This is a genomic window from Paraburkholderia sp. Cy-641 (assembly GCF_011752945.1).
Classification (GTDB): Bacteria; Pseudomonadota; Gammaproteobacteria; order Burkholderiales; family Burkholderiaceae; genus Paraburkholderia.
Map to the genome: position 1 here is coordinate 19,017 of NZ_VWWM01000029.1, position 22,324 is coordinate 41,340.

A 22,324-nucleotide genomic window follows, 5' to 3' on the forward strand; every position below is an offset into this window, starting at 1 on the left:
GCGAAACGCCCGCCGCGCAGTGCAACGCTATGCGGCTTGCGCCTCGCCGGTTGCCCGTACGGTTAAACCGTACGGGCGGCACACCATCGGTATCACGCGCGCATCATGACGACTTGCGCACGCGCAGATACCAGTCACACAGCAAGCGCACCTGCTTCGGCGTATAGCCCTTCGCCACCATGCGATTGACGAAGTCTTCGTGCTTGCGCTGCTCTTCCGCCGAGCCCTTCGCGTTGAACGAGATCACCGGCAACAACTCTTCCGTGTTCGAGAACATTTTCTTTTCGATCACGACGCGCAGCTTTTCGTAGCTGATCCACGCGGGGTTCTTGCCCGCATTTGCGGCCCGCGCGCGCAGCACGAAGTTCACGATCTCGTTGCGGAAGTCCTTCGGATTGCTGATGCCCGCGGGCTTCTCGATCTTCTCGAGCTCGGCGTTCAACGCGGCGCGGTCGAAGCTCTCGCCCGTGTCGTGATCGCGGAACTCCTGGTCCTGAATCCAGAAGTCCGCATAGGTCACGTAGCGGTCGAAAATATTCTGGCCGTATTCCGAGTACGACTCCAGGTACGCGGTCTGGATCTCCTTGCCGATGAATTCGGCATAGCGCGACGCGAGCACGTCCTTGATGAAGGACAGATACTTCTGCTCGGTTTCCGGCGGGAACTGCTCGCGCTCGATCTGCTGTTCGAGCACGTACATCAGATGCACCGGATTGGCCGCGACCTCGGTCGAGTCGAAGTTGAATACGCGCGACAGAATCTTGAACGCGAAGCGGGTCGACACGCCGGTCATGCCTTCGTCGACGCCGGCAAAGTCGCGATACTCCTGGTACGACTTGGCCTTTGGGTCCGTGTCCTTCAGATTCTCGCCGTCATAGACCTGCATCTTCGAGAAGAGGCTCGAATTCTCGGGCTCCTGCAAGCGCGTGAGCACCGACATCTGCGCCATCATCTTCAGCGTGCCTGGCGCGCACACCGCATTCGCGAGCGAGGAGTTGCGCAGCAGCTTCTCGTAGATCTTGACCTCTTCGCTATAGCGCAGGCAGTACGGCACCTTCACGACGAAGATCCGGTCGAGCAGCGCCTCGTTGTTGCGGTTGTTGCGGAACGCCTTCCACTCCGACTCGTTCGAGTGCGCGAGGATGATGCCGTCGAACGGAATCGCGCCGAAGCCTTCCGTGCCCTTGAAGTTGCCTTCCTGGGTCGCGGTGAGCAGCGGGTGCAGCACCTTGATCGGCGCCTTGAACATTTCGACGAATTCGAGCAGGCCCTGATTCGCAAGGCACAGGCCGCCCGAGTAGCTGTAGGCGTCGGCGTCGTCCTGCGCGTACTGTTCGAGTTTGCGGATATCGACCTTGCCGACCAGCGACGAGATGTCCTGATTGTTCTCGTCGCCCGGTTCGGTCTTGGCGATGCCGACCTGGCGAAGGATGGAAGGATAGCGGCGCACCACGCGGAACTTGCGGATGTCGCCGTTGTACTCGTGCAGGCGCTTGACCGCCCACGGACTGAGGATGCTTTTCAGGTAGCGGCGTGGAATGCCGTATTGTTCTTCGAGGATCGGGCCGTCTTCCTCGTAATCGAACAGACCGAGCGGCGACTCGTTCACGGGCGAGCCCTTGATCGAGTAGAACGGCACGCGCTCCATGAGTTGCTTCAGACGTTCCGCAATCGACGACTTGCCGCCGCCGACCGGGCCTAACAGATACAGGATCTGCTTCTTTTCTTCGAGCCCCTGGGCCGAGTGCCGGAAGTAGGCGACCACCTGCTCGATCACCTCTTCCATTCCGTAGAACTCACGGAATGCGGGGTATACCTTGATGACCTTGTTCGCGAAGATACGCGATAAACGCGGATCGTTGCGCGTGTCGATCTGTTCCGGCTCCCCGATTGCCGTCAACATGCGTTCGCCAGCAGTGGCGTACGCGGCGGGATTGTCTTTGCAGAGCGCGAGATACTCCTCGAGCGAGAGTTCGTCCTCCCGTGTTTTCTCGAAGCGGGTCGCGAAACTGCTGTAGATATCCATGCTACCTCCTCGCCGAAGTCTGGAGCGAAGTCGTGCGCGGCGCGCTATTCGGAAACGACATCGCTCGAATTCATCCTAAACCCTTTTAAATTTTTTTTCACGGACTACGTTACGAAAATCGCACCATAACAGCTTCCTGCCAATCCTCACTTGGAAACCCGGTTTCAAGCACCTACAATTTCCCACTCATGTTGCAGCGCTCATGATGTTGCGATGACGTTGACGCCATCGCCGCCCGCACCACGTCACCGCCTCACCTCGCTACGCCCTCACTGCTCCTTCCGCTCCACTGCTGCTTTATTCAGCAACGCATCGCCGGTTGGCGCTATTGCGCGGCTTCATTGTGCCGCCGCATCGCGTGACCTGCGTCACCTGAGTCACGGCTTCCATGTCATCGCACCGCAGCCGCAGCGTGCCGTTGCACATCGCGTTCCCGCACTGTCGCGTCGTCAGGCATCGGCTGTCCGCTCATGCGCATTTCATCTCTAAAGCCCCGATGTCATGATGCTGCGTGACGGCTTTCCATCTCAACGCGCGACACGAACGCGCGGTCTACACGCATGTACAGTTGTTACATGTCCGTTGCACGCTTAGCGCACCTTCACGCGATTCGTCCGCGCGCGATGGCTTTTGGTTCCGCGCGTTGCACGCATGAGTCACGCATCGTTGCGTGAAGCGTCCGTATGACTGGTTCACGGCGGCAAACCACGACGCCTTCATAGGTGTATACGGAAAGACCCACGCAAAGTTGCAACGACCTCGCGCAGGCCATTAACGATTTAGATGCGCGCGAAGCGCGTGGCGTCGTGAAAAACAGAACGGCCGCCCTCGGGCAGCCGTTTGCATGATGCTTCGTCAGCGGTGGTGACAGGCGCGGGCGCGCCGCTGCGGTGTGTTCGCTCAGGTCAGCTCGATTTCCACTTCGCCGAGGCCGTCGATATGGCCGCGCACGATGCCCGGCTCGCCGACCTTGTGCGCGCCGACGTACGAACCGGTGGTGATCGTCCAGCCGGGTTCGATCGTGATACCCATTGCAGCGCAATGGTTGACGAACCACACGAGCAACTCGCGCGGATCGCCGGCCGGATTGCCGGTCGCTTCCGGCACGAGCGAGCGGCCGTTGACGCTGAGTTCGAGCTCCGGCGAGACGAAGTCGAAGCTGCGCGCGAGGCCCGCATACGCGACCGGATGCCCGGTGATCAGCGCGCCGTTGTTCTGCGCGTCGGCCAGTTGCGCAAGCGGCGCGACGTTGGGCCACTCGGCGAAGCGGCTGTCGACGATCTCGATCGCGGGCAGCGCGACGCCAAGCTTCGCGAGCACCTCGTTGCGCGCATACGCGTCGTTGCGCGGCTCGATCGTCTCGTCGAAACGAAACGCGATTTCGAGTTCGAGCAGCACGCGGAAGAACCCGTCATGCGCGAGCCGCGCCGGCGACGGCACCGCGAGCGACGCCGGAATCGGCGCGCCCGACGCGGCGCCGCCCGGCGTTTTCGCGCCGATCTTCCACGCGCCGGTCGACTCGCCGAGGCCCGCGATGACCGCCTGCTGGATCGCATAGGCGGTCGCCGCATCGGGCGGCAGGCTGTCGGGTGCGGGCGCATCGATCGGGCGATGCTGCCGGCGTGCCTCGACGAGGCGTTGCACAAGATCGTATCGCGTCATGTCGGTCCTTTCTGGCTGGCGCATGGAACGGTTCATCGGGGCGTCGCGACGGTATCGCGCTCGGGGGCAAGCCACGTGGGGCGCCGGCCGGCGCCGGCTCGGGTCGTGGCCGTGCCCGTCAATGTACCGGATCGCGGCGCGCGCCGGGGAGAGCCCGAGTCACGCAAACGTCAATTCACGCGCGTGTCATAAAAAAGACCGCGGATGCGGGCGCATGCGCAGTCTTGGATCCGTGGATTGTCATCGGCGTGGCCCGTCGTCGTCCCGCCGCGCGGAACGCGCGAAAGAGGCTGTCCGGGGCGAGTTAGTCGGGAATGAATGTTCCGATATGGCTGCGCTGGCGCCGCGTTGCCCTGGAACAGATGGAAGCGCGGAAAACCAAAGCCGACGCGCGCTTCGCCAGCGGGCACGTCACGTCAGAACGTTTCCCAATCCTGATCGCCGCCGGCGCTCGCGGCAGCCTGAGTGGACGCCCGCACAGGCGCGGCCATCGCCAGCGGCGCTTCGGATGCCATCGCGGACGTCATCGCCGCCGAAGCCTTGCCCGGCAGGGCGGCAGGCGCACCGGCATGCATGAGCTTGCGTGCGCGAGCGGCATTGGACAAACCCGCCGACGCCCCCGCCGGCATCGCGCGCCTCGGTGCGCCGGCGGTCTGCACGCGCTGCGGGTGCTGCCCGCCGTCATCGACCTGGAACACCGCCACGGCCGTGCGCAGGTGCGCCGCCTGCTCTTCGAGCGACGCCGCAGCGGCCGCCGCCTCTTCGACGAGCGCGGCATTCTGCTGCGTGACCTCGTCCATCTGCGTGACCGCGCGCGCGACCTGGTCGATGCCGCCGCTCTGCTCTTTCGACGCCGCCGCGATCTCGCCCATGATGTCGGTCACGCGCTGCACTGCGCCGATGATCTCGGTCATCGTGCGGCCCGCCTCGTCGACGAGCGCCGAGCCCGACTGCACGCGCTCGACCGAGGTGTCGATCAGTTCCTTGATCTCCTTGGCCGCCGCCGACGAGCGCTGCGCGAGGCTGCGCACCTCGCCCGCGACGACCGCGAAGCCGCGCCCTTCCTCGCCGGCGCGCGCCGCCTCGACGGCCGCGTTGAGCGCGAGGATATTGGTCTGGAACGCAATGCCCTCGATGATCGAAATGATGTCCGCGATCTTCGCCGAGCTCTGGTTGATGTCGCCCATCGTGCCGACCACCTGGCCGACCACCGCGCTGCCCTTGTTGGCGATCTCCGACGCGTTGGCCGCGAGCGAACTGGCCTGGCGCGCGTTGTCGGCGTTCTGTTTGACCGTGCCGGTCAGCTGGTCCATGCTCGACGCGGTTTCCTGCAGCGCCGACGCCTGCTCCTCGGTGCGCGACGACAGATCGATGTTGCCCGCGGCGATCTGGCGCGTCGCGGTCGCGATCGACTCGCTGCCGCTGCGCACGCTGCGTACCGTTTCGGTGAGGCTGCGCTGCATTCTGGCGATGCCGTCGAGCAGTTGCCCCATTTCGTCGCGCGACGTGACGACGACCGGCCGGCGCAGATCGCCGGCCGCGATCGCGTCGAAGTGGCCGAGCGCTTCGTCGAGCGGCCGCGAGATCGCGCGGCTCAGCGTCAGATACGACAGCAGCGCCGCAATCACGCCCGCCACCAGCGAGCCGATGCTGACCATGCGGAACAGGTCGAAACTGCCTTGCGCGGAGTCGTAGCCCTGCCTCGCCGAGTCGAACTGGAATTTGCGCAGCGCGTCGTCGGCGAGCGAGAGCGCGTTGTAATCCTCCTGCAGGCCCTTCCCGCTCCCGACCATCTTGTCATGATCGTTCGCCGCGATGACCGCCGCGAACGCGTCCATGCGTTGATGCAGCGCGTCGCGCTTCGCCGTGACGTCCTGCGCGAGCCGGTCCTCATTGGCGTCGCGCGGCAGGTCCAGATATTTTTTCCACCAGGTGTCGGACGTCTCGCGCATCAGGCGCGCGCGCTCCAGCGTCGCCGCGACTTCGGGCGAGCCGCCCATGAACGCGGCGCGGTCGAGCACGAGCCGCTCGCGCGCCGTGTACACCTCGGCGTTATCGATGGCGGTCGCGCTCGGCATCGCGTTGGTGAAGGTGTCCTGGTAGGCGCTATTCGAACGGCTGATGCCGAATAAGCCGAAAACGCTGATCGCGACCAGCAACACGGCGAGGAAAGCCATCGTGAGGCCGATTCGCGCCTTGATCGTAATGCCCTTGTTCAACATGGTGTTCCTGTGGCTGTGCAAAGTGAGAGGCGGCATTCGCAGCATGGCGGCGGCGTGACAATCGGGTTCCGGCGCTTTGTTGTGTGCGTGCTTCCAGTCCCGTTTACGGCAGGGCCTTCGCAGACTTGAAGCATTTGAAGCCCGCGACGCTCAAGTCCATGAAAAAAGACGTTGTAAGCAGTTGAAAGCGAGTTGGGCTTTGAAACGGTGAGATCAGGGCAGGCAGCGAGCGCTGGCGAGGCTGGGTGGCACGTGAGTTTTGAGGTTGCCGCGGCAGAACCCGGGCGCGGGACGCCGGGTGAGGCGAAGCCGGCTGATCCTGTTTTGGCGCAGGCGGAGAAAGCGAGCGGCGTTTTGCCTTGCCTCGCCTCGCCTTGCCTTGCCGAGGCGAGCCGGGCTCAGGCGAATGAGGTGAAAGCGTCGACCTCGGCTCGCGTCGGAATCGACGGCTGGGCGCCCGCGCGTGTCACCGAAAGCGCCGCGGCGCGCTGCGCGAAGCGGATCGCCGCGCCGACGCTCGCGCCCTGCGCGAGTTGCGCCGCGAAGCCGCCGATGAACGTATCGCCGGCTGCGGTCGTATCGACCGCAGCGACTTTCGGCGCATCGTAGTGAGTGGCGGCCGCGTCTTCGAGCGCGGCGAGCACACCGCGCGCGCCGAGCGTGACGAGCACGTTGCGCGCGCCGGCCGCTTGCAGCGCGGCGGCGGCCTGCGCGGCGGCGTCGGGCGAATCGGCCCGCAGGCCGCTTAGCGCGGCCGCTTCGAGTTCGTTCGGAATCAGATAGTCGATGAGCGGCAGCCAGTCGGCCGGCAACGGTCCGGTGGCGGGCGCGGGATTGAGGATCACGATCTTGCCGAGCCGGCGCGCCGCGGCAAGGGCCGCGCGCACCGCCTGCGGCGGCGTTTCGAGCTGGCAGATCACGACGTCCGCGGCTGCGATAGCCGCTTCATGGCGCGCGATCGTCGCGGGCGTCACTTCGCCGTTGCTGCCCGCGACGATCACGATTGCGTTCTGGCTCGCGTCATCGACGGTAATCAGCGCAACGCCGCTCGCCTCGGCGCCGGTTTCGAGCGCGGTGCAATCGATCCCTTCCGCTTCGAGGCCGGCGCGCAACTGCGCGCCGTTCGCATCGGCGCCGAGGCAGCCGAGCATCGACACCCGCGCGCCGAGCCGCGCGGCCGCGACCGCCTGGTTGCCGCCCTTGCCGCCCGCCACCTGGGCGAACGTGCGGCCGGCGAGCGTCTCGCCCGGATGCGGCAGACGCGGCGCGCGCACCACGAGGTCCATGTTCAGACTGCCGACCACCGTCACGCGCGCAGCCGTTTGGTTGTGTGCCACTTGCCTGTCTCCGTTGTACGCCGCTGGGCTGAACCGTTACCAAGTACCTGACGCGGTGGCGATCTTATGCGTGCGTTGTCTTATTTATGTGCGTTGGTGCGTGTTTTTTACGCGTGCGTTACTTTATGCAGGTGCCGCTTCATGCGTGCCAAGCGTCATAGGTGCACTTCTTCGTGCGGGCGCCGCCTCATACGCACGGTCACGCCGCCTGATCGCGCCGGGCCTCGCCCGCCCACGCCGCGGTCGACTCCCGCACGATCAGGCGCGGCGACACCACGCGCCGCTTCGCCGGCGCGCGCGCGCCATTGCCCGACGAAGCCTCGGCGATCCGCTCGATCAAGGTCTGCGCGGCCATGTCGCCGAGCGCGCGCACCGACTGCCCGACCGTAGACAGCGACGGAAACGTGAAACGCCCGAGCTCGATATCGTCGAAACCGATGATCGAACAGTCGCGCGGCACGCTGATATTGCGCTCGGCCGCGGCGCGCAGCGCGCCGATGCCCATCATGTCGTTGCCCGCGAAAATCGCCGTCGGCCTGACCGTTTCGAACAGTTGCGCGGCCGCGCGATGGCCGCCCGTGCCCGAAAAATCGCTTTCGACGATCGCGCCATCCGCAATCTCGATGCCGCGCTCGGTCATCGCGCGGATAAAGCCGTGCACACGCATCGCGCTGACCGCCGTCTGCACTGGCCCCGTGATGCAGCCGATCCGCGCGTGGCCGAGTTCGAGCAGATGGCGCGTCGCGAGATAGGCGCCCTTTTCGTGGTCGATCTGCACGAGGTCCGCGTTGAGCCCCTCGATGTTGCGATCGACCACGACAAGCGGCTCGCGCGAGTCGGCGAGCGTCTGCGCGAGCACCGCGTCGTCGCCGGCCGACGCGACGATCAGCCCGTCGATGCGCTTTTCCTGCAGCACGCGCAGATAGTTGCGCTGCTTGGCGGGGTCGTCGTCGGAATTGCAGAAGAACACGCAGTAGCCGTTGCGCGCGCAGCCGTCCTCGATGCCGCGCGCGAGTTCCGCGAAATACGGGTTCGTGCTGTTCGGCACCACGAGTCCGATCGTCGCGGTGGCGCGCGCCTTCAGTGAGCGCGCCACCGCCGACGGCACATAGTGCAGTTGACGGATCGCGTGTTCGACTTTCGCGCGCACGTCGGCCGATACCGGGCGCGAGTTGTTCACCACATGCGATACCGTCGTGAACGACACGCCCGCCACAGCCGCTACATCCTTGATCGTCGCCATAACCTGTTGCTCTCCTGTCGATCGGAGTGCGCTTCGGCGCTGACTCCCATCCCATGCAGTTTCGTCGCGGTCGATCGGACCGTGTGCGGCTGGCTTGCCGCTCGCGGGCGGCACCGAGGGGTTGGCGGACAAGGTCGTGTCCGCGGCGCCGCCTTGCTCCGCACCTCACACCTCGCCCATCCTGCGCGCCGCTCGTGCTTGTCGCCCCGTGTGTGGCCCGCCGCGGCGCGCCACGATCGATCGGCCATGACGCTTATCTCCGGATTTAACGGCAGCCCGGCGACTTTCTTGAGCATTTGCTGAATAAATGCGGAGCCGCTGGTTATGGAACCGCTTTCACTACGACTTTTTAGCCAATTTGTGACATTTTTTGCCACGTCATCCGGCACCGCTTGCGTCGCCTCGCCGGCGCCCGCGCTTTCTCGCGTCCTTCCTCGCGCCCTGTTCGTGCATGGCGAAGCGGCCGCGCATCCGTTGCGCGAGCGCCCTTGAACCGGGGCCGGCTACAGCCAGCCGGCCTTGCGAAAGCGCTGGAACAGCACGACGTCGATGACCAGCATGACGAGCAGAACGACCGGATAGCCGTACTTGAAATGGAGTTCGGGAATCCGCTCGAAGTTCATCCCGTAGATGCCCGCGATCATCGTCGGCACCGCGAACAGCGCCGCGAACGAGCCGAGCCGCTTGGTGATCTCGCTCTCCGCGAGCGAGATCATGCCGAGGTTGACCTGCACCGCGGTCACGACGATTTCGCGGCGTCCCTCGATGGTCCGGACGATCCGTTCGAGGTGGTCGTAGACGTCGCGAAAATAGGCCTGCATGCCCGAGCACATGCTCGGAATGCGCCCGCCCGTCAGCTTGCCGAGCGCTTCCTGCAGCGGCACGATATGGTGCTGCAGGATCACGAGCCGGCGCTTCATCGAATAGAGGTCCTGCACGATCGCGCGCGAGGCGGCCGAATCGTTCTTGTCGAAGATGCGGTCTTCGAGCGCTTCGAGCTCGGTGCTCATCGCCTCGATGACCGGAAAATAACGATCGACCACGTCATCGACGAGCGCATACAGCACGAACGCCGAGCCTTCCTTGAGCAGATGCGGCTCGCGCTCGCAGCGCGCGCGCACGTTCTGGAAGCCGGTGCGCGTGCCGCGGCGCACCGACAGCACGTAGTTGCTGCCGACGAACACGTCGACTTCGCCGATCATCAGTTCGCCGTCGTCGTCGGTCTCGACCGTGTGCATCACGGCGAACAGCGAATCGCCGTACTCCTCGATCTTCGGACGCTGATGGCCGTTCTGGGCGTCCTCGATCGCGAGTTCGTGCAGATTGAACTCGTCTTTCATCATCGCGAGTTCGCCGGCGTCCGGGTCTTTCAGCGCGACCCAGACGAAGCACTCGGGACGCGCGACGTAGTCGCTGATGTTCTCGATCTCGATGTCGGCGAGTTTCCGGCCGTCCTGATAGGCGGCGCAATTGATCAGCATGTTCGGATTACCTTGAAAACGAAGTCCGCCTCGCGCTTCGCCTTGCCTCGCGCATCAGCGCTTCGCAAGGCGGTCGTCGCGGCCGGCATTAATTCAGATCGGTGACGCGCTCGCCATCCGCGCACGCGAGCGCATCGCGAAAGCGCGCGAACGCTCGCATGACTGCCCTGCATGATAGCAACGCACGACCATTCCGCCAGCCTGGCCGAACGGCCAGGGGCCGCGCCTCTTGCGTGGCGCGGCGTTCTTCTTCATGATCGACCTGAAGCTAGCCGCGTGCGGGCGCTGCGGTGCGCGCCGTACCGTACTTCGGCGCATCCGCTGCGGGAAACCGGACGGAGTCGGACGCGGGCGAGGCCGCAGCAACAAGCCCTGCGATTACGCGCCGCGCCCCGCCGCCCTCGTTTGCCGGCCTTTATGCCGCTTCATGCCGGCTTCATGCACGCGTCGCCGGACGCGTGTTCAAGGAGACTGCGATGTGGTATTTCACCTGGATTCTCGGCGTGGGCGTGGCCCTCGGTTTCGGCATCATCAACGTCATGTGGCTCGAGACCAACGGCAAGTTCGCGCGCGATCCGCAGCCCCCCGGTGAGGACGCCGCTGCATCGGGAGATTCGCCTTCGTGACGTCGCTGGTTTTCTTTTGCGGTCATGCGGGCACGGGCAAGACGACGCTCGCGAAAAAGCTGCTCGCACCGTTGATGAAGGCGAGCGGCCAACCCTTCTGCCTGCTCGACAAGGACACGCTGTTCGGCGGCTACAGCGCGGCTGCGATGGCAATGCTGACCGGCGATCCGAACGACCGCGACAGCCCGCTTTTTCTGCAGCATCTGCGCGACCCCGAGTATCGCGGGCTCATCGACACCGCGCGCGACAATCTCGAACTTGGCATCAGCGCACTGGTGATCGGACCGCTGTCGCGCGAAGTACGCGAGCGCAAACTGTTCGATCACGCATGGCTCGGCGTCGCGCAAGACGTCGAGTTGCGTGTCGTCTGGGTTCACACGTCGGAAGACACGGCGCGGCAGCGGATCGTCGCACGCGCGAATCCGAACGACGCATACAAGCTCGCGCACTGGGACGAATACCGGCAACGGCGCTTCGTGCCGAGCGGCGCGGCTTGCGACGATCTGCTGATGTTCGACAACACCGCGCCGACGCAAGCGGATTACGATGCGCTGCTGGCGCGGCTCGTTGCCTGACGGATGATGAACCAGGCAGATGACGAACCGCACGTGCGATAAAGTTTGCGCGGATGCGCTCAGGCTCCATGAGCGTGTCGCAGCCCGTCGGCTCGACCGCGACGCCCCTCATCCCGACATATCAGAACCTTCAACCCTCGAACCGGCACGCCCTCAAACCGCGGCCGCCGCCCGCACCCTCGCCTCGAACGGCTGCCCCTCGTAGAGCTTCCCAAAACGATTCGCCAGGAATTCGCCGAGCGACACCTGCTCCTGGCGCACGAAGCCCTGGTGCGGCAGCCTGCGTTCGCGGAACAGATCAAGCACCGCGCACATCGCGCCGGCCGTCGTGATCTGGATCGCGCTCATCGGCACGCCGCCGACGGTCTTCGCGAAGACCTTGCGGGTGAACACCTCCTGCACGAGCTGACCGTCGCGCATGCCGCTCACCGTGATGAACACGAGCACGACGTCCTGCTCGGTCGCCGGCACCGCGCGCCGCATGATCGTCTTCAGCGTGTCGCGGTCGCTCGACAGACGCAGGTCTTCGAGCAGGAACTGCATCAGGTTGCGATGGCCCGGATAGCGCACCGACTTGTAATCGAGCGATTCGACGCGGCCCGCCAGCGTCTCGCACAGCGTGCCGAGACCGCCCGACGTGTTGAACGCTTCGTACTCGATGCCGTCGAGCGAAAAATGTTCGAGACCTTCGAGCGGCTGCACCCACAGCGTGCGGCTGTCGCGAATCGCTTCGCAGGGCTGGCAATACTCGTTGATGAGACCGTCGACGCTCCACGTCAAGTTGTACTTCAGCGCGTTGGTCGGGAATTCCGGCAGTGCGCCGACGCGCATTTTCACGTCGCGGATTTCCGTGAAGCGGTTCGCGAGTTCGTGCGCGGCAATACCGATGAAACCCGGCGCGAGACCGCATTGCGGCATGAACGCATGCCCGGCGTCTTCGGCGAGCACACGGATCGCGTGGGTCGCGCGCACGTCCTCGGTCAGGTCGAAATAGTGCACGCCCGCGCCCTTTGCCGCCGACGCGACGTTGACCGCGAGGTAGTACGGCAGCGCGTTGACGAGCACGTCGAAGCCCTGGATCGCGGCGCGCAGCGCGGCGGCATCGGCGGAATCGACGCGCCGCGTCGGGATGCCCTGGACGGCGAGCTTATCGAGCGCGTGCGGATCGCGGTCGAATGCGACGACGTCGTAGTCGCCGGTCTCGCGCAACAGATGGGCAATCGTGTGACCGATCAGACCCGCGCCAACAATCGCTACTTTCATGTGCTTCTCCTTGTTGTCCGTGTGCCGTCTCCGAGCCAGGCAGGCGCGCCGCGCATGGCATGCGGCGCCCGCGGGCCGAACCCTTCAAGGACAGTGTAGGAAGAAGCGAGAACAGTTCATATGCGCAAAATGCTGCGCTATGACCATAAAGTTCGACGTTATGACGAAGCCGTCAGACGATCTGTCGAAAAATCATTAAAAAGCCGTTAACGTGAATGGTCGATTGAGCCGACTCATACCGTGCCTCGGTCGATCTTGCGCGCGAGAATGATCGACGTCGTCGTGCGTTCGACGCCTTCGAGACCGCCGATCTGATCGAGCAGATCGTTGAGCCGCTCGGGCGAATCGGCGCGCAGCCACGCGACGTAATCGAACTCGCCGCTCACCGCGCATAGCAGCTGCACCTCGGGCATTTTCGCGAGGCGCTTCTGCACGGCCGGCCCGTACTTCGGCGCGATGATGATGCCGACATACGCGACGATGCTCGAATCGAGCACGTCCTGGCCGAGCCGCACGCTATAGCCGGCGATCACGTTGCTGCGTTCGAGCCGCGCGATGCGCGCGATCACGGTCGTGCGCGCGATGCCGAGCTGGCGCGCGAGACTGGCGACGCTTTCGCGGGCGTTGGCTTGCAGCAGGGCAACGAGGCTGCGGTCGAGGTCGTCGAGCTGATCGAGGCGCGGTGGTCTCATCGAAGGAAAGGAAAGTGGGTCGGCGGTATGGCGGATTATCGCGCGTCCCGGCAAGAGGCTGGACAACGGTGTGCGAAATCGGCTGTGGACAGCCCCGCAGCCCATTTCCCTTTCGTTTCGGTTGTAAGCGTTTGTCGCACTGGAAACGTATTGTAGGCATATCGTGTTACTAATAGCGGTGACGGGCGGATGCGGCAGCCGGTCGCCGTGCGCCGCTATTCGCCATGGGTGCGCGACGGTTCGCCGCCGCGCGCCTTGTCCCAATACGAACCGACATCAGGAGTTTCGATGAAAAAAGCACTGGTTATGCTGGCTACGGCCGTTTCGATGGGCGGCGCGTTCGCCCAGGCTTCCGCGCCCGCGGCGACCCCGCAGAGCGCCGCCTCGGCCCCGGCGGCCAAGGCCGGCTACGCACGCAACGTCGAAGACCGCATCGCCTATCTGCACTCGCAACTGAAGATCACATCGGCACAGGAAACGCAATGGAAGGCATTCGCCGACGTGATGCGCGACAACGGCGAGACGATGGGCCAGCTGTTCCAGCAGCGCAAGGCCGCGGCGAACGTGAGCGCGCTCGACGACATGAAGCAGTACGCGCAGATCGCCCAGGCGCATGCGGACGGCATGAAGAAGCTCGTCGACGCGTTCGACCCGCTCTATAGCAGCATGTCGCCGGAGCAGAAGAAGCTCGCCGACGCGACGTTCCATCGCGGCGGCCCGGAAGGCGGCGCTCACCATCGCGGCGGCCATCACGGCAAGGGCAAGGCCGGCAAGGCGGCGGCGGAACCGGCAAGCGACGCGGCGGCGAAGCAGTAAGGCATCGACGCTTGCGCGGCGAACCTCGCCGCGCAAGCGGGCCACGGTCTTCGATCTCCGGTCGGTCCGCTTTGCGGCGTCATGTCGGCGTCGTGGCTTTGGCCATGTAACGTTGGCCTCATCACTTCGCGCCGATCGGCGTTTTTGCGCGGGACGTCCGCCTGCGCGCGCAGGCGGTAAGCCCGTGCATACCTTCGTCCTTGTGTGCGCCTGCTTGTACGTCGGCTGCTCTCGCCCGCTCTCTTTTCACCGCCGGAAACAAGGCGCGTCTCATCTCAAAACAGCCCGGCCCGCAAACGCATCTGGCATGATTCGGGTGCGCGGCGTGCGGCGGTATCCGCTACAACCGTGGGCTTCAGTTTTCGACGCAAAACGGCAACGCACCACGGCCGTTCCGCGCTCTAATCTCAACTATCCATCCGCTTCATGACCGAACTCAGGAATCTCGATCTGCGTGACGATCCGCACGCCCAACGCGTCGTCAAGGACGAAACGGTCGGCGTCGAATTCGCCGCAGTCGAAGGCCAGTTAATGAGCCTCGAAGGCCCGAATCGCTACGCGCGCGGCGACGCGTTGATCACCGGCTCGACCGGCGACCGCTGGGTCGTGTCGCGCGAACGCTTCGACGCCAAATACGTGCCCGCCGACCCGGCCCTCGCGCACGGCGAGCCCGGCGCCTATCGCAATCGCCCGGCCGTCGTGCTGGCCCGGCAGATGAACGAAGCTTTCTCGCTGGCCCGCTCCGCCGCCGGCGGCGACGTGCTGCACGGCGCGGCCGGCGACTGGGTCATGCAATATGCGCCCGGCGACTACGGCGTCGTGCAGGCCGCGCGCTTCGCGAAGGTGTATCGGCTCGCGGATTGAGCCGCGAATCGAGTCACAAACTGAGCCGCGAATTGAACCGCAAGTCGAATCGCGAATCGAGCGCATCCCAGTTGCGCCGTTCCGGCTGCCCCCCGGATCGGCCCCGAACCGTTTTAGCACCGCAGCGAGCGACGCGCGTCAGGCGAATTCGTCGCCGAGATCCACCGTGACGTCGCGCGGCACGGCTTCGCCGTTCGCATACATCTCTTCGAGCGAGCCGAGGCTCGCCTCGACATACGCCCGCAACACCGCGAAGCTGCGTCCGCGCAACCGGGCCGGTAACGCACGATAACGCGCGAGCGCGGCCGGCGCGATCACCACCGTCATCTCGATACGGCGCGCGGTCGAGCCGAAGCGCATCGCCACCCAGTGAATCGCCAGCGTGGGCGTGCCGTCGTCGGATGCGCGCTGGATGAACTGCGTCTGCTCGGGAAAGAGATCGCTGATGACGCGCGCCAGCTCCTCAAACTCGGGATTCGCGCAGTCGTATTGGTAAGCTTCCATGAAGGCCGCCGCAAAATCGGGATACTGGAAAAAGGTAGGCGCATTTTAGAGAAAGGCACGGTCGATAGCGAGGCGCTCGCGGCCGTTGCTTGCCCACAGCCCGCCCTTCCGCCCGCCATCCGGCGCCCATCGGTCCGATACGGCGCGTAGCGCAGCGAGGCTCGAGAGGTTATCGCGCCACCCGCAGCCACCCCGCCACGCCCCCGTCAATGCGCCCTTGTCTCACCCGCTTCCGGCCGCCGATACCGGCGCACCAGCACTCCGACCACGATCACCGCCAGCACCGCATACACGGCGTCCACTGCTGCGAGCGGCACAAGCCGCGCCTGGAACAGCGCGGCGGGCACGTCGATCAGCGCGTGCAGCACGATCGCGAGCGGCAGGATGCCGCGCCAGCCCGCCTGCATGCCGCGCCACATCAGCACCGACAGGCCGATCTGAAACACCAGCGCGGCCGCGCGTTCGATCGCGAAGACACCGGCCATCTGCGGCGTGAGGCTCGCCAGAATCAGATGGATGCGCATCACCGCTTCGTCCGGCAGGTCGCCCAGGTAGCCGCTGAGCTGGCCGCGGTTTTCGAGGATCGCAAACAGAATCCACTGGAATTGCACGAGCACGCCGACCATCCACGCTTCCGCCCCGCCGTGGCCGAGGCCGTAGCTGAGCGCGGCGCCATCGTCCGCGCGCAAGGCGGCCGTGCGTGCGCTGGCTTGCGCGCCCGCGCGAATCTTGAGGTCGGCTTTGGCATCGGGACGGCCTTCGGCCGCCGCAACCCGGGGCGTGCCAGCGGCCGCTTTCGCCATCGCGCGCCTGACCAGAAAGCGCATGCCGACAAACCGCCCGACTTCCTCGCAGATGCCCGCGGCCAGCGCGCCGTACACGACGAAAGCTAGCGGATGCGAAAGAAACGCGGCGGTCGTCTGGTTGCCGCGCAGCAGGTAGTCGTGCAAGGCGCGCTCGATCACCATCGCGAACAAGGCGAACACAGCGACGCCGGCGATCGCGTCGCGCGGTTTCAGCGCAAGCGGCTCGCGCAACTGCCGGTAGATCAGGAACGGCAACGCGGCGATAACGAGCGTGGCGAGCACGAGGCTCGCGAGAGTAAGTGGTGCGACGACCATGAATTTCCTTGCGATGACCGGCGCGCACCCGCTGCGCGCCGCAGCCCGAATGATCGCAGATCAGCGCGAAGTCGACGCGCGCACGATCAGTTCGCCCGGCAGCAGACAGTCGCGCGCGCCGGTTTGCGCGCCCTCGATGCGCTCGTGCAGAAACTCGACCGCGCGATAGCCGATTTCATAGGTCGGCTGACGGATCGTCGTGACGCCGGCGAGCTCGGCCCAGTCGGGGTCGTCGATGGAGAGGAGCGCGACGCGGCTTTGCCAGTGCGCGCCGTACCGTGCCTTCAGATGCAGGGCGAGACATAGTGCGACCGGCGCGTTGGCCGCGAATAGCGCGATGCGGGTGGTTGCGTGCGCGTTATTCGCGATGTGCTGGCCGCTCACGCTGCCGGTTCCGGTCCCGCTCATGCTGCCGGTGTCGCTATCGACGCTGCGGCCGAGGTCACCGCCGCTCACCGCCTCGATCGCGCGATCCAGTTCCGCGAGGCTGCGCTCGACCTCGGCCGCATCCGCGAGATTCAACACCAGCGTATGGCCGCGCGCCTGGTTCTGCGCATGCAGCGCGGCGCCGAACGCCTCCACGCGCAGATGCCGCGAGCTGACCTGTTCGAACGGCTGCACGACGAACCAGATGTGCTCGAAACCCTGTTCGAGCAGATGCCGCGTGCCGAGTTCGGCCGCGGCGCGATTGTCGAGCCCGACCATATCGGCGACGAGTCCTTCCACCTGCCGATCGACGAGCACGGCCGGAATCCCGCCCTCGCCGACGGGCCGCAGCGTTTCCTCGCGCACGCCGAGGGCATTGACGATCACGCCTTCCACGCGATAGGTCGTGAGCAGTTGCAGGTAGCGCCGCTCCATCTCCACTTCGTTGGCCGCGTGGCAAATCAGCGGCATCAGGCCGAGCGCGTGGCAAGCCGCCTCGACACCTTGCAGCACTTCGACCGAATAGGGATTGGTCAGGTCGGCGACCAGCATACCGATCAGCCGGTTGCGTCCGCGCTTGAGCCCGCGCGCCATCTGGTTCGGCTGATAGTCGAGCCGCTCGATCGCCGCTTCGATGCGCGCGCGCAGCTCGGGCGACAGCACGTTCATCTCGCCGTTCAGATAGCGCGAGATGCTGGTCTTGCCGGTGCCGGCTTCGCGCGCGACGTCGGTGATCGTCGCGCGGCGCGGCGTGGCGGATGGCGTGCTCATCGGCTTACAGGTTCATCGTTCATATCGGTTGGCGGGCTCGGCGCGCGCTTCGGCATCGATCTCGCGCGCGACCGTCCTTACTTCGCCAGCACCGCGCGATTGACGATGTTCTTCGTCAACGTGCCGTCGAGCGCGGCCACGAGATTACGCGCCGCATCGAGCGCCATCGCATGGCGGGTCTCGTGCGTCGCCGAACCGATGTGCGGCAGCGCCACCACATTCGGCAACGTCAGCAGCGGCGAATCGGCCGGCACCGGTTCGGTGTCGAACACGTCGAGCCCCGCGCCGTGGATCGTGCCGTTTTGCAGCGCCTCGATCAGCGCGGCTTCGTCGACGGTCGCGCCGCGCGACGCGTTGATCAGGATCGCGCTTTTCTTCATCGCACGCAGCTCGTTCGCGCCGATCAGATGCCGCGTTTGCGGCGTGAGCGGCACCTGCAGACAGACGAAGTCGGACTCGGCGAGCAGTTCGGCCAACTCCACGCGCCGCGCGCCATAGGCCTGTTCGGCCTCGCGGTTCGCGCTGCGATTCGTGTAGAGCACCGTCATGTTGAAGCCGAGCGCGGCGCGCCGCGCGACCGCGCCGCCGATCCGCCCGAGCCCGACGATGCCGAGCGTCTTGCCCTGCACGTCGAGCCCGAACTGCGCGGGACCGACGCTCGCGCGCCACTGCCCCGCCTTGACCCATTCGGCGAGTTCGACGACGCGCCGCGCGGACGCGAGGATCAACGCGAACACGGTGTCGGCGGTCGATTCGGTCAGCACGTCCGGCGTATGCGCGAGCACGATGCCGCGGCGCGTGAGGTCGTCGACGTCGAACGGGTCGAAGCCGACCGAGATCGTCGAGAGCGCCTTCAGGCGGCTTGCGCCGTCGAGCATCGCCGGCGTGATCTGCACGCTCGCACCGATGCCGCCGTCGGCGTCGCGCAGCGCGGCGACGAACGCGTCATGCCGTGACGGATCGACCTGCACGACCTGCGCATGCTGTTGCAGATACGCGAGCACGTCTTCGGGTAAGGCCTTCCAGGCGACGATCTTCTTCATCAGCTTATTTTCCTTGCGACGGTGGAGCGAGCGGAGTCGCGTCGTTCGACGGCGGCCGGCTTGACGGCGAGCGTCAGGATCACCGCGGCGACGAGCGCCACGCTCATGAATGCATACGAGGCGGCGGGCGTGCCGGTCGCGCCGTTCAGATAGCCGACCACGTACGAGCCGACGAACGAACCGAGCGCGCCCATGCTGTTGATGAGCGCCATCGCGCCGCCCGCGACGTTCCTCGGCAGCAATTCCGGCACGATCGCGAAGAACGGGCCGTACGGCGCGTACATCGCGGCGCCCGCGATCACGAGCAGCGCATACGAGACCCAGAAGTGCGACGAGCCGAGCCCGTACGACGCCGCGAACGCGATGGCGCCGACCAGCAGGAACGGCCACACGAACACCTTGCGGCGGTTGAGTTTATCCGATGCCCACGAAGCCGCAAGCATCGCGATCGTCGCGGCCAGATACGGCAGCGCCGACAGCCAGCCGGTCTCGACCATGCCGAGCGACGAGCCGTTCTTGAGGATCGACGGCAGCCACAGCACGAAGCCGTACACGCCGATGCTCCAGCAGAAATACTGCGCGCACAGCTTGACGACGGCCGGCGTGCGAAACGCCTCGCCGTAGTTGCGCACCGGCTTGATCGCGGCCTGCTCGGCACGCAGCGTCTGCGCGAGCGCGTCCTTTTCCTCCTGCGTGAGCCACGACACCTGCTCGGGCTTGTCCTTGACGAGGAACCACCAGCAGACCGCCCAGACGACTGCGGGTACGCCCTCGGCGATGAACATCTGGCGCCAGCCGAACGAATGCACGAGATAGCCCGACACGACCGACATCCACAGCACCGTGACCGGATTGCCGAGAATCAGGAACGTGTTGGCGCGCGAGCGCTCGCTCTTCGTGAACCAGTTGCTGATGAAGATCAGCATCGCCGGCATCACGGCGGCTTCGACGACGCCGAGCACGAAGCGGATCACCATCAGCGACGGGATGTTGCTGACCATGCCGGTCAACGCCGCGCAGCCGCCCCACAGCACGAGGCTCCAGAACACGAGCTTCTTGACGCTGCGGCGCTCGGCGTAGATCGCGCCCGGAATCTGGAAGAAGAAGTAGCCGAGAAAGAACAGCGCGCCGATCAGGGACGCGAGGCCCTTGCCGATGCCGAGATCGTCGTTGATGCCGGCCGCCGACGCAAAGCCGAAGTTCGCGCGATCGAGATAGGCGAGGCTGTAGGTGATGAATACGATCGGCATGATCGTCCACCAGCGGCGAATCGCGAGTGATGAGGTCATGGGTGTCTCCTTGTACGGCTTCCCTAAACGATGATGAAAAAGCGTGGCGCGCGGTACGTGCTGTTGTTGTGGTCGAGATGCTGCGAGGGTGCGCGGACGCTGGTGCTGTTGCTGCTGTCGTTGCTATTGCTGCTGTCGTTGCTATTGCTGCTGTCGTTGCTGTTGCTGCTGTCGTTGCTGTTGCTGCTGTCGTTGCTGTTGCTGCTGTCGTTGCTGTTGCTGCTGTCGTTGCTATTGCTGCTGTCGTTGCTGTTGCTGCTGTCGTTGCTATTGCTGCTGTTGCTGCCGCCGCTCGCGATGCGTTCCACCGATACGTTCGGGGCACATACGGGGCACATACCGCTCAGATTCGAGTGACGTTCACTTCGCATGACACGCGCGGCTTCAGGTCATTTCAGGCCATGCCCGATTCCGCCTTACGCCGCATTCGCGACGCGCGCTCCGTCGGCCAGTTCGAGCGCGTCGAGCTCGGCCCGACTCGGCAAACCCTCGGAATCGCCGATCACCTGAATCGCCAGCGCGCCGATCCGGTTACCGCGCGCGACCGCCTGCGGCAGCGTCCGGCCTTCGAGCAGCGCGCTGATGACGCCGACCGCGAAGCCGTCGCCCGCGCCGACCGTATCGACGACCTTCGCGACCGGCTGGCCCGCGATCACGGCGGCCTCGCTCGCGGTGCGGTAGTACGCGCCCTGCGCGCCGAGCTTGACGATCACGCCGCGCGCACCGCGCTCCAGATAGAACTTCGCGATGTCCTCGGGCTGCGTATAGCCGGTCAGAATCTCGCCCTCGCCGATGCCGGGCAGCACCCAGTCGGCCAGCGCGGCCAGCGCGTTGAGCCCGTCGACCATTGCCTCTCGCGAGGGCCACAGCGTCGGGCGCAGATTCGGATCGAACGAGATCGTCCTGCCCGCCGCACGCATTTCGCGAGCCAGATGGAACGCGAGTTCGCGCGAACTCGCCGAGATCGCCGGCGCGACGCCGGTCAGGTGCAAGTGGCGCGCGCCGAGCACGTAATCGGCGACGTAGTCGTCGAGCGACAGATGGCTCGCCGCCGAGCCCTTGCGGAAATACTCGACCGCCGGGTCGCTGCCGTCGTCGTTGCGTGACTTCAGCTGGAAGGCGGTCGGATAGCGCGCGTCGGTGCTCACGCAGCGCTGATCGATGCCCTCTTTGGTCAGCGTGTCGCGCACGTACTGGCCGAACGAATCGTCGCCGACGCGGCTCATCCAGCCCACCTTGAAGCCGAGTCGCGCGAGGCCGGTCGCGACATTCAGATCGGCCCCGGCGATGCGCTTCGCGAACTGCCCGACGCCCGCGAGCGGACCGGTTTCGGTGGCGACGAACATCGCCATGGCTTCGCCGTAGGTGATGACGTCGAGGGCGGGATGGGGGTGGGTCATGCTGGGCTCCTGGGTGGTGCGGGTGCTGGGTACTCGGTGTTGCGTTGCTGTGGAGTTATGCGTCGTGGCCTGTTGCCTAAACGCTCGCGAGCCATTCGACGTAACGCGCGGCGTCCGTCCCGATCCGGCTCACGTCGAACGGAAACTCGATGCCGCGCGGCACATGGCGCGGCAAGCGGTCAAGCACGGCACGGAACTGCGCGTCGCCCTCGGCCGGCGCCGCCGGAAAGCGCCGCGCACCCTCGCCGGCCGCTGTTTTGCAATGGATGTATTCGACATATGGCGCGAGCCGCTCGGCCACGTCGAGCGGCGCGACATCGAGCCACGCCCAGTTGCCGATATCGAAGGTCATGCCGAGCCGACCCGCATGGCCTTCGCGCGCGAGCGCGTCGAACAGTCCGACGAACTGCGCGGGCGAACCGCCTTCGGCCAGTTGCCCGTTTTCGACGACGAGCCTCGGCTGCGCGCCCCGCGCCTGCTGCTTCGCCCGCATCAGTTGCGCGGCGATGGCCGAGCCCTCGGCATCATGGATAAAGCCGCCCAATTGCAGCTTGACGAAGCGCGCGCCGAGTGCCGTGGCTTCGTCGAGCGCGAGACGCAGCGCCTCGGCATCGAACCGGCCAGCGGACGTGTACAGCGAAGCGGGCGTGGAAAACACCGACCACAGGCCCAGCTCCGCGAGCGCGGCGCCAAGCGCGCGCAGTTGCCCGGGAACCGCGTCCGCGTCGCTCGCGAACAGTTCGCGGCGCACTTCGAAACCCGCCGCACCCGCCTGCCGCGCCACGCGCGCCCATTTCAGATGACCGCCCGCCCGCACCGCGTCCATGCCGAACGCGCTTGCGACGATCACGATCTCCATTGCATCAGACATGTCGAATCCGCTCAATTCCGCCTGGAAACTGTGATTTGGAACCGGTTCCAAAAGCATTTCGAAAAAAAGCGCCGAGGCGCTTGCGATGCTCG

General features: G+C 65.6%; 20 protein-coding genes. 5 read left to right on the forward strand and 15 right to left on the reverse strand.

Annotated features, from left to right (window positions below):
• Positions 1 to 103: 103 nt before the first annotated feature.
• From F3J20_RS17425 to corA, 6 genes are all read right to left on the reverse strand, one after another.
• Positions 104 to 2,026, reverse strand: a complete 1,923-nt coding sequence (locus F3J20_RS17425) for a PrkA family serine protein kinase (RefSeq protein ID WP_167045936.1) — start codon at positions 2,024 to 2,026, stop codon at positions 104 to 106.
• A 900-nt stretch (positions 2,027 to 2,926) separates the two neighbouring features.
• Positions 2,927 to 3,688, reverse strand: coding sequence for a hydratase (locus F3J20_RS17430; protein WP_167045939.1), 762 nt, complete (start codon positions 3,686 to 3,688; stop codon positions 2,927 to 2,929).
• Between the two features lie 416 nt (positions 3,689 to 4,104).
• Positions 4,105 to 5,910, reverse strand: coding sequence for a methyl-accepting chemotaxis protein (locus tag F3J20_RS17435; RefSeq protein ID WP_167284022.1), 1,806 nt, complete (start codon positions 5,908 to 5,910; stop codon positions 4,105 to 4,107).
• A gap of 398 nt (positions 5,911 to 6,308) precedes the next feature.
• Positions 6,309 to 7,247 (reverse strand): ribokinase, encoded by a 939-nt coding sequence (gene rbsK, locus F3J20_RS17440; protein WP_167284023.1) that lies wholly within the window; start codon positions 7,245 to 7,247, stop codon positions 6,309 to 6,311.
• Positions 7,248 to 7,446: 199 nt separating this feature from the next.
• A complete protein-coding gene (locus tag F3J20_RS17445; RefSeq protein ID WP_167045948.1) occupies positions 7,447 to 8,490 on the reverse strand; it encodes a LacI family DNA-binding transcriptional regulator in 1,044 nt (347 codons plus the stop codon).
• Positions 8,491 to 8,993: 503 nt separating this feature from the next.
• Complete coding sequence (gene corA / locus F3J20_RS17450) at positions 8,994 to 9,971, reverse strand: magnesium/cobalt transporter CorA (protein ID WP_167045951.1); 978 nt, start codon at positions 9,969 to 9,971, stop codon at positions 8,994 to 8,996.
• A gap of 476 nt (positions 9,972 to 10,447) precedes the next feature.
• On the opposite strand from corA, the gene cydX reads away from it, so the two are divergent.
• Positions 10,448 to 10,597, forward strand: coding sequence for a cytochrome bd-I oxidase subunit CydX (gene cydX, locus F3J20_RS17455; protein ID WP_167045954.1), 150 nt, complete (start codon positions 10,448 to 10,450; stop codon positions 10,595 to 10,597).
• Positions 10,594 to 11,172: an ATP-binding protein gene (locus F3J20_RS17460; protein WP_167045957.1), complete on the forward strand. Its 579-nt coding sequence runs from the start codon at positions 10,594 to 10,596 to the stop codon at positions 11,170 to 11,172. The genes cydX and F3J20_RS17460 overlap by 4 nt, the downstream gene beginning before the upstream one ends.
• Before the next feature lie 153 nt (positions 11,173 to 11,325).
• Here the strand turns inward: F3J20_RS17460 and F3J20_RS17465 are convergent, their stop codons facing one another.
• Both F3J20_RS17465 and F3J20_RS17470 read right to left on the reverse strand, forming a co-directional pair.
• Complete coding sequence (locus F3J20_RS17465) at positions 11,326 to 12,435, reverse strand: saccharopine dehydrogenase NADP-binding domain-containing protein (protein WP_167284024.1); 1,110 nt, start codon at positions 12,433 to 12,435, stop codon at positions 11,326 to 11,328.
• A 233-nt stretch (positions 12,436 to 12,668) separates the two neighbouring features.
• Complete coding sequence (locus F3J20_RS17470; RefSeq protein ID WP_167045963.1) at positions 12,669 to 13,127, reverse strand: Lrp/AsnC family transcriptional regulator; 459 nt, start codon at positions 13,125 to 13,127, stop codon at positions 12,669 to 12,671.
• A 288-nt stretch (positions 13,128 to 13,415) separates the two neighbouring features.
• Between F3J20_RS17470 and F3J20_RS17475 the strand changes: the two genes are divergently transcribed.
• A complete protein-coding gene (locus tag F3J20_RS17475) occupies positions 13,416 to 13,943 on the forward strand; it encodes a Spy/CpxP family protein refolding chaperone (protein WP_167045966.1) in 528 nt (175 codons plus the stop codon).
• Between the two features lie 426 nt (positions 13,944 to 14,369).
• Positions 14,370 to 14,807: a PGDYG domain-containing protein gene (locus F3J20_RS17480; RefSeq protein ID WP_167284025.1), complete on the forward strand. Its 438-nt coding sequence runs from the start codon at positions 14,370 to 14,372 to the stop codon at positions 14,805 to 14,807.
• A gap of 138 nt (positions 14,808 to 14,945) precedes the next feature.
• On the opposite strand, the gene F3J20_RS17485 is transcribed toward F3J20_RS17480, so the two are convergent.
• The 5 genes from F3J20_RS17485 to F3J20_RS17505 form a co-directional block, all read right to left on the reverse strand.
• Positions 14,946 to 15,311 carry a DUF3022 domain-containing protein gene (locus F3J20_RS17485; RefSeq protein ID WP_167045972.1) on the reverse strand — a complete coding sequence of 122 codons (366 nt, stop codon included), beginning with the start codon at positions 15,309 to 15,311 and terminating at the stop codon, positions 14,946 to 14,948.
• 206 nt (positions 15,312 to 15,517) lie between these two features.
• The gene (locus F3J20_RS17490; RefSeq protein ID WP_167284026.1) at positions 15,518 to 16,432 is read right to left on the reverse strand and encodes a YhfC family intramembrane metalloprotease; all 915 of its coding nucleotides are present in this window, start codon (positions 16,430 to 16,432) and stop codon (positions 15,518 to 15,520) included.
• Positions 16,433 to 16,492: 60 nt separating this feature from the next.
• Positions 16,493 to 17,629, reverse strand: coding sequence for a LacI family DNA-binding transcriptional regulator (locus F3J20_RS17495; protein WP_167284027.1), 1,137 nt, complete (start codon positions 17,627 to 17,629; stop codon positions 16,493 to 16,495).
• A 77-nt stretch (positions 17,630 to 17,706) separates the two neighbouring features.
• On the reverse strand, positions 17,707 to 18,672 hold the full coding sequence (locus F3J20_RS17500; protein WP_167284028.1) for a D-glycerate dehydrogenase: 966 nt from the start codon (positions 18,670 to 18,672) through the stop codon (positions 17,707 to 17,709).
• A complete protein-coding gene (locus F3J20_RS17505) occupies positions 18,672 to 19,961 on the reverse strand; it encodes an MFS transporter (protein WP_167284029.1) in 1,290 nt (429 codons plus the stop codon). The genes F3J20_RS17500 and F3J20_RS17505 overlap by 1 nt, the downstream gene beginning before the upstream one ends.
• A 30-nt stretch (positions 19,962 to 19,991) precedes the next feature.
• Here F3J20_RS17505 and F3J20_RS31880 point away from each other — a divergent pair, with 30 nt between their 5' ends.
• Positions 19,992 to 20,318 carry a hypothetical protein gene (locus tag F3J20_RS31880; protein WP_205299324.1) on the forward strand — a complete coding sequence of 109 codons (327 nt, stop codon included), beginning with the start codon at positions 19,992 to 19,994 and terminating at the stop codon, positions 20,316 to 20,318.
• A gap of 59 nt (positions 20,319 to 20,377) precedes the next feature.
• Here the strand turns inward: F3J20_RS31880 and F3J20_RS17515 are convergent, their stop codons facing one another.
• Both F3J20_RS17515 and F3J20_RS17520 read right to left on the reverse strand, forming a co-directional pair.
• Positions 20,378 to 21,361 carry a sugar kinase gene (locus tag F3J20_RS17515; RefSeq protein WP_167284030.1) on the reverse strand — a complete coding sequence of 328 codons (984 nt, stop codon included), beginning with the start codon at positions 21,359 to 21,361 and terminating at the stop codon, positions 20,378 to 20,380.
• A gap of 76 nt (positions 21,362 to 21,437) precedes the next feature.
• Positions 21,438 to 22,232: a TIM barrel protein gene (locus F3J20_RS17520; RefSeq protein ID WP_167284031.1), complete on the reverse strand. Its 795-nt coding sequence runs from the start codon at positions 22,230 to 22,232 to the stop codon at positions 21,438 to 21,440.
• Positions 22,233 to 22,324: the final 92 nt, after the last annotated feature.